5 protein-coding genes and 1 tRNA gene are annotated in these 7,386 nt (G+C 69.3%); 3 read left to right on the top strand and 3 right to left on the bottom strand.

Features of this window, described 5'->3' with window-relative positions:
• Positions 1–208: 208 nt before the first annotated feature.
• The 3 genes from ABZ904_RS31825 to ABZ904_RS31815 form a co-directional block, all read right to left on the bottom strand.
• Positions 209–2,275: a SpoIIE family protein phosphatase gene (locus ABZ904_RS31825; RefSeq protein ID WP_361827111.1), complete on the bottom strand. Its 2,067-nt coding sequence runs from the start codon at positions 2,273–2,275 to the stop codon at positions 209–211.
• A 288-nt stretch (positions 2,276–2,563) separates the two neighbouring features.
• On the bottom strand, positions 2,564–3,316 hold the full coding sequence (locus ABZ904_RS31820) for a DUF3592 domain-containing protein (RefSeq protein ID WP_361827108.1): 753 nt from the start codon (positions 3,314–3,316) through the stop codon (positions 2,564–2,566).
• A gap of 250 nt (positions 3,317–3,566) precedes the next feature.
• Positions 3,567–3,638 (bottom strand) — tRNA-Arg (locus tag ABZ904_RS31815).
• A gap of 257 nt (positions 3,639–3,895) precedes the next feature.
• Between ABZ904_RS31815 and ABZ904_RS31810 the strand changes: the two genes are divergently transcribed.
• From ABZ904_RS31810 to lysA, 3 genes are all read left to right on the top strand, one after another.
• Positions 3,896–4,402 carry a response regulator gene (locus ABZ904_RS31810; RefSeq protein ID WP_359395480.1) on the top strand — a complete coding sequence of 169 codons (507 nt, stop codon included), beginning with the start codon at positions 3,896–3,898 and terminating at the stop codon, positions 4,400–4,402.
• Positions 4,403–4,711: 309 nt separating this feature from the next.
• Positions 4,712–5,923 (top strand): ArgS-related anticodon-binding protein NrtL, encoded by a 1,212-nt coding sequence (gene nrtL / locus ABZ904_RS31805; RefSeq protein WP_361827105.1) that lies wholly within the window; start codon positions 4,712–4,714, stop codon positions 5,921–5,923.
• Between the two features lie 18 nt (positions 5,924–5,941).
• Positions 5,942–7,336 carry a diaminopimelate decarboxylase gene (lysA, locus tag ABZ904_RS31800; RefSeq protein WP_360995004.1) on the top strand — a complete coding sequence of 465 codons (1,395 nt, stop codon included), beginning with the start codon at positions 5,942–5,944 and terminating at the stop codon, positions 7,334–7,336.
• Positions 7,337–7,386: the final 50 nt, after the last annotated feature.

The following is a 7,386-nucleotide window of genomic DNA, read 5'->3' as shown; positions in this document are numbered from 1 at the left end:
CACCTGTTGGGTGCCCCTTGCTCTGCGGCGTTCTCGATCTCAGCAATCAGATCATCGCAGGCCGGGGGCACCCTTCTGCTATCGGAGCGTCAGTTGAGATTCCCAGCTGAGCACATGAGGTAGACGGCTGCGGCCATCAATGGTGCGAAGAACTCCGCGGACAGGCCGACGTGTTGGAGACCTGCCTCGCGCGCTGGTCGATTTGGGTTCAGAAAGCTTGCTCGGCCCAGACGGTCTTGCCGCCGAGCGAGTAGCGGACGCCCCAGTTTTGCGCGAGTTGGGCGATGATGAAAAGGCCGCGGCCGCCTTCGTCGACCGTCTTGGCGTGGCGCATCCGCGGGGCGACGGGATTGCCGTCGTGGACCTCGCAGGTGAGGGCACGGTCCTTGATGAGCTGCAGCCGTAGGGGCGGGGTGCCGTAGCGGACGGCGTTGGTGACCAGTTCGCTGACGATCATTTCGGTGGTGTAGGCGGTTTCCTCATCCACTCCCCAGAGGGCGAGCTGGTGTTGGGTGTGGGTGCGCGCCGTGGCGACGGCTTTGGGGTGGTGGTCGAGATGCCACGCGGCGACCTGGTTGGCGGGGAACGGGTGGGTGCGGGCGAGGAGGAGGATGACGTCGCCGTGGCGGGTGTCGTCGTCCCCCAGTTGGTGGATCACGTCATCGCATAGCTCCTGCAGTGGCCGGTCGGGGTGGGCCAGCGCCTGTTGGAGGGTGTCCGCGGACGGGGAGGCGTGCAGGAGGGATGCGGTGTAAAACGCGAGGACGCTGCCGTCGGCGACGGAGATCGTCGTGGCGGCGAAGGGGGGTCCCTCGGCACCGCCCAGAGTGGGTCCGGCGGGCAGGTCAGGGATCTCGGTCTTCCCGTCGGGATGGGCGATGACGGGTGGGGGGTGGCCGGCCAGGGCGATGGTGCAGGTCTGGGCGAGCGGGTCGTAGATCGCGTAGACGCAGCTTGCCGTGAGTGGCTGCCGGTGCAGGGGGTCGCCGGGCGGCAGAGCGGCGCGTTCCTGGGCCAGGCTTATGGCGGTGTCGTTGAGGCGTGCGAGGAGTTCGTCGGGTTCCAGGTCGAGTGTGGCCAGGGAGTGGTGAACGGTCCGTAGCTGTCCCAGGGTGGTGGCCGCGTGGATGCCTTGTCCCACGGCTTCGCCGACCACCAGTGCGGTGCGGGCGCCGGATAGGGCGAAGGTGTCGAACCCGCCGCCTCCGCCCACTTCGGAGGGCACGTGCAGGTGCGCGGTTTCCACGGTGGTCTGCGACGCCGGGCGGGGAGGCAACACATGGCGCTGGATTGTCGAGGCGATGGCGTGTTCGCGGGTGTAGCGGCGGGCGTTGTCGATGCACAGCGCGGTGTGAGCGGCGACTGCGAGGGCGAGGGTGACATCGTCCTCGTCGTAGAAGTCCGCCTGGTCGGTGCGGTACAGGCTCAGCAGGCCGAGCACGGTTCCGCGCAGCGTCAGGGGTGCGGTGATCAGGCTGTGGGCACCGGATATGTCAATCGCCTCGGCGTGCGGCGGGTCGGCTGCCAGCCAGGGTGTGTCGGGGCTCAGGGCGACGAGGCGGGGCTTGAGGTCGGCGAGCGTCTGGGCGTACGGCGTCGGCGACGGCAGAGCGCGCACGTCACCCACCGGATGTGCCTGTATCTGCTCCTTGCCGCCGCTGTGGCGGAAGGCGGCTCGGCGCAGCGGTATCTCCCGTCCCAGAGGGCTCGGCGGAGGGTCATCGCCGCGTATCACCGCGTCCACCACTTCCACCACGGCGATGTCGGCGAGGTCCGGTACCACCGCCTGCACCAGTTCCTCGCAGGTGGCCACAACGTCGAGGGTCTGTCCCACGTGCTCGCGTACCGAGCCGAGGACGCGCAGACGGGCGCGCACCCTTTCGCGTTCGGTGACATCGAGCATCTCCGCCAGCACCCCCCAGATCCTCCCTTGCGAGTCCTCCAGACGAGAGACCGAGACGGAGAACAGGTACTCCGGCCCCGGCGCGCCCTTCGGACGCACCCCTACCAGCCGCCCCCGTGCCGGCGTGCCGCTCTCCAGCACACCGTGCAGCATCGCCTCCACCTCACCGGGAGCGGAAAGGTCGTATACGTCGGTGATGTGCCGACCGATGATCTGTCGCGGGGGCGCTGCGTGCAGCACGGGCCTGATGAGGTGGATTCGTAGGATGCGCAGCTCTGTGTCCAAGATCAGCAGGCCTGTAGGGGATTGGTCGAACAGAGCTTCCAGCACTACAGCACCCTCGACGGGCGAGATGGCTTCGTTTCGCGCCACGGCAACCACCTCCACTGTCCAGCCTGTGCGCCGCTTCCTCGCTTCGCGAGACGTGTCGGACGTCAGGGCTCTGGGTGGCTGGCCTGCCTGCTCGGCTTGGGCTGTCATCTGAGTGTGTCGGAGGTATGTCGCGAACACCGAGACAAGGAGAGGGGCGGGAGGCAGTGAGACCAGCTCCCGCCCTCTCGTGTCGGCATCGCCCTGGGCAGCTACCGAATTCGGTACGTGTTCGGGCGAGTGGCCTGGCAGGCCGGCCCGGCCTGAAGCTGCGAGGCGTGATCAATACACCTAGGCTGATTCCGTTTGCCGCCTGGTACGCACGACCTCTCTGGCGGTGCCCGCCAGCAAGCCCGCTGCGAGCAGCCCGATAACGATCGAACCCTGTCGGATTCCGTCGGCGTCGTGTCCGTCGAGGTAGGTAATGTGGCGGACCTCGGTGGGGCGCGTCGGGTTGTATACGACGGATATCCGCGTGCCCGGCATTGCTTCGGTTGCTGAGCTGACCGCGACATCGATATCCGCGCGTACGGGGCCGGACGGTGTGCCAAAGCGCACGGTCACGCCAGTTGCCCAGCCGTCCTCCGACCGGCTGGTGATCTCGACTACGGTTGCGTAGGTCCTGTGGCCCCGGTCCCGGAGATTCGCCAGTATCTGGTACTCCTGACCAGCTTTCCATCCCATGCCTCCGGCAAAGGTGGCGAATATCAGGAAACCTACGGCGATCGATCGGGCCTTCGCCCAGCGGGGGGCCAGCAGCCACGATTGCGGACCGAGCCGCAGCAGCCCTGCCACGAGCCGGCCCGGTGCTGAGATATGGCCGGACCCGCGATGAGCCCAGCCCAGGCGGCGTACCAGCAGCCAGGAGACACCGTTCGCTGCAGCCAGCGCCACCGCCCAGCCGAGAACATAGAGCCACAACGGCCCAAGCGGCCCGAATGCCATCCACACCACGGTGGCCACGACGATCGCCAGGGCCCCCGACCCAAAGGGAGGGACGTACTCATCCCGGTCGCCGCTCAGGGCGGACTTGCGCTCGTCCATGTGCGCCTCCACACCCGATACGAGACTCACGGGCTGCCGCGCTGGTTTAGTAGTACCACCCGGCCGCCCCGCGTCAGAAGCCTCGGCCGCTTCCGGGCCTCACCTGGGCCGATGCCTCAAGATCCCGTCCACAGCTCGTCCACGGACCTCGACATAGAGCCGCTTTCGGCGGCATAGCGCTGCACAAACACGAAGACCCCGGCCTCAGCGTTTCCGCTGGTGACGGGGTCTTTGGGCACCTCATACAGGGTGCCCCCGGCAGGATTCGAACCTGCGCACACGGCTCCGGAGGCCGTTGCTCTATCCCCTGAGCTACGGGGGCGTGTCGGCCGTTCTCTGCGGCGACGGGTAGAACCCTACCAGCTCTTTCGGGGTCGTCATGAACAGGTTTCCCGGGCTGTGCGTCGAGCGCGGCTCCCCTGGGCAAGGGGGCAACGCCGCGTGGAGGCAGCCCTCAGTTCGGCTCTGGCGGCCGCTGCTGCCGAATGGCGGAACCGGTGTCGGGCGCGGCTCGCCCGGACGGGGTGGAAGTCGGGGAAAACCCGGACGCGGCCCCCTGTGTCCACCTACTCTCGAGTTGTGCCAGGCGTGTCCGGCCGGGTGCTTGTTGTAGACGACAACAAGGTCATCCGGCAGCTGATCAGGGTCAACCTCGAGCTGGAGGGTCTCGAGGTCGTGACCGCGGCCGACGGTGCCGAGTGTTTGGACGTCATCCATCAGGTACGGCCCGATGTGGTCACCCTGGATGTCGTCATGCCGCGGCTGGACGGGCTGCGGACCGCCGCCCGCCTTCGTGCCGATCCCCGCACTCGGAACCTCCCCCTCGCCATCATCAGCGCGTGCACTCAGTACGAGGTCGAGAGCGGCCTCGACGTGGGCGTCGACGCGTTTCTCGCCAAGCCCTTCGAGCCGTCCGAACTCATCGACCTCGTGAAGGAACTGATGGAGCGTCGTCGGCGCGTCGACTCCGGTGCCGAGGTCGCGGCGGAGGTCGCAGGCTCCATCGGTGGTGTGCTCGGCCCAGAGGACACCCAGCACACCGAGCACGCCGTCCATCCCGATCCCGCGGGGCGCCCAGGAGCCTGAGCAGCTCGCTCTTTCGGGGCTCGGGGCTAGAGGCCGAAGGTTCGGCTGGCAACAGTGGCCCCGGGCGGCATCAGATCGCCGCACTCGCCTCAGCGGCCGCATCGGCTTTCAGTGGCCTCAGCTGCCTCAGCCGCCTCAAGTCCGTCTCTACGAGCCCCCATCGGCATCGAGACCCGAGTGGGACCACGGCGCACGCGAGCCCCAAGCCCCCGGGCCTCGCCCAGCCCACTCAGCGCCCCCGTCCACATCCCGGACGCTCGACCCAAACCGGCTCGCATACCCACCCCCCTCCTCCCATACCCTTGTCCCGTGACCCCCGTCGAGCTCTCCCGTACCGTGCTGCGCGCGGTGCGTTGCGCTGTGGACGACGGGGAACTCAGCGTCGCCGTGCCTGAACATGCCGTCGTCACCGTGCCCGGGCCCGGAGGCCGTGGCGATTACGCCACCAACATCGCCCTGCAGCTCGCCCGTCCCGCCGGGTGTCCGCCCCTGCAGGTGGCCGAGATCCTCTGTCCTCGGCTCCGTGACGCGGCCGGAGTCGCCGACGTCGAGATCACCGGGCCCGGTTTCCTCAACATCCATCTCGAACCGGCCACCGCCACCGCCGCCCTCGTCGGGGAGATCCTCGACCGCGCGCGCCCCAACGGCGGCCAGTGCCCCAGTGGCCCCATCCGCCTCACGGGGACCAGCCGCCCCGACGGCCCCACCGCCACCGGCGACAGTCACCCGGCCGTCGGCCACAGGACCCCCGCCGCCGGCCCCAGGCAAACGGCCACCACCGGCCACATCCGCCCCGCCGTCGGCCCCACGACCCACACCCCCACCGGCCCCAGGTATACGCCCCCCACCACCGACCACACCCCCTACGGCCACACCCCCACCCTCGCCCAAACCGTCGTCCCCCTCCGTATCCCCTACGAAGTACGCGCCGAAGTCGTCGCCGACACCCTTGTTCGGGTCATCGCCACTCAGGGCGGCCGTGCCGAGGTCGATCACGTTCGTCCTGGGGAGACCGTCGATCTGCGGCCCGTGCCGGCGCCCGAGGACCCCGCTCCTCTCGGGCCCGATGCCGCCCGCTGGGCGCTGCTGTATCCCGCCGGCCACGACCGGCCCCGGATCACCGCCGATCATCTGCTGCAGCGTGAGAGCAACCCTCTCTTCCGCGTCCGCTACGCCCACGCGCGCGCCCGTGCGCTCGGGCGCAACGCCGTCCGGCTGGACTTCACCCCTGTACCCGGTGATGTGACGGACGTGCCGAGCGCCGCCCCTCTCGTCCGTGCCCTCGCGGAGTATCCGAACGCCCTCACCCAGGCGGCCGCCCACCGCGCGCCCGACCGGCTCGCCCGGCATCTCGTGGCCGTCGCCGATGCCCTGCTGGCCTTTCAGCACACCGTGCTCCCGCTCGGCGACGAGAAACCCTCGGCCGCCCACCGGGCCCGGCTCGCTCTCGCCGAAGCTGCCGGGACGGTGCTGGCGGGCGGCCTGTCCCTGCTCGGCATCAGCGCACCCGACTATCTCTGAGAGAGCTCCGATCACACCATGAGCCGTTCCGCACATCCCGCCGGGCCCCGCTACGCCGACGTCCTGCCCGAGGGCCACTACTCCGCCCCGCCCACCGACCTGAACTCCCTCGACCCGAAGGTGTGGGCCCAGACCGTCACCCGGGACGAGCAGGACGGCGTCGTCCGCGTCGGTGGTGTCGATGTGAAGACCCTCGCCGAGCAGTTCGGCACCCCGGCCTACTTCATGGACGAGGCCGACTTCCGGGCCCGCGCCCGGGCCTGGCGCACCGCCTTCGGTGACGACGCCGATGTCTTCTACGCGGGAAAGGCGTTCCTGTCCCGTGCCGTCGTGCGCTGGCTGAACGAGGAGGGGCTGAACCTCGACGTGTGCTCCGGCGGTGAGCTCACCACCGCGCTCGCCGGTGGCATGCCCGCCGAGCGCATCGCCTTCCACGGCAACAACAAGTCCGTCGAGGAGATCACCCGGGCCGTCGAGGCCGGCGTCGGGCGGATCGTGCTCGACTCCTTCCAGGAGATCGTGCGGGTCGCGCACATCGCCCAGTCCCTCGGCAGGCGGCAGCGCGTCCAGATCCGGATCACCGTCGGCGTCGAGGCGCACACCCACGAGTTCATCGCCACCGCCCACGAGGACCAGAAGTTCGGCATCCCGCTGGCCGACGGGCAGGCCGCCGAGGCCGTGCGACGCGCCCTTCAGCTGGACGGGCTCGAGCTCATCGGCATCCACAGCCACATCGGGTCGCAGATCTTCGACACGTCGGGTTTCGAGGTCGCCGCCCACCGGGTCGTGGGGCTTCTCAAGGTCATCCGGGACGAGCACGGCGTCGAGCTGCCCGAGATCGACCTCGGGGGAGGGCTCGGGATCGCGTACACCAGTGACGACGATCCCCGTGAGCCGCACGAGATCGCGAAGGCGCTGACGGAGATCGTCACGCGTGAATGTGAGGCCGCCCGTCTGCGCACTCCGCGGATCTCCGTCGAGCCCGGGCGCGCCATCGTCGGGCCGACTGCCTTCACGCTGTACGAGGTCGGGACCATCAAGCCGCTGGAGGGCCTGCGTACGTACGTCTCGGTCGACGGCGGCATGTCCGACAACATCCGTACCGCTCTCTACGACGCCGACTACAGCGTCGCCCTGGTCTCCCGGGCGTCCGACGCCGAGCCCATGCTGGTCCGTGTGGTCGGCAAGCACTGCGAGAGCGGCGACATCGTCGTACGGGACGCCTTCCTGCCCGCCGACCTCGCGCCCGGTGACCTGATCGCCGTGCCCGCCACCGGCGCCTACTGCCGCTCGATGGCCAGCAACTACAACCACGTGCTCCGCCCGCCGGTGGTCGCCGTGAGCGACGGCGAGGCCCGGGTGATCGTCCGGCGGGAGACGGAAGAGGACCTGCTGCGTCTCGACGTCGGCTGACCGCGTGTGCGGCCCCTCGGGTGCCCCTGGGACCCGGCGGAAGATCTTGC

It is taken from the genome of Streptomyces sp. NPDC046900 (assembly GCF_040644975.1).
In the GTDB taxonomy this organism is placed as follows: domain Bacteria; phylum Actinomycetota; class Actinomycetes; order Streptomycetales; family Streptomycetaceae; genus Streptomyces.
The sequence above is the reverse complement of the archived record's forward strand: the minus strand, read 5'-3'. Positions and strand labels throughout refer to the sequence as shown.

Bases quoted from the DNA above. Each gene is read 5' to 3' on its own strand.
- ABZ904_RS31820 (WP_361827108.1), bottom strand. From the start codon at position 3,316: ATGGACGAGCGCAAGTCCGCCCTGAGCGGCGACCGGGATGAGTACGTC.
- lysA (WP_360995004.1), top strand. From the start codon at position 5,942: ATGAGCCGTTCCGCACATCCCGCCGGGCCCCGCTACGCCGACGTCCTG.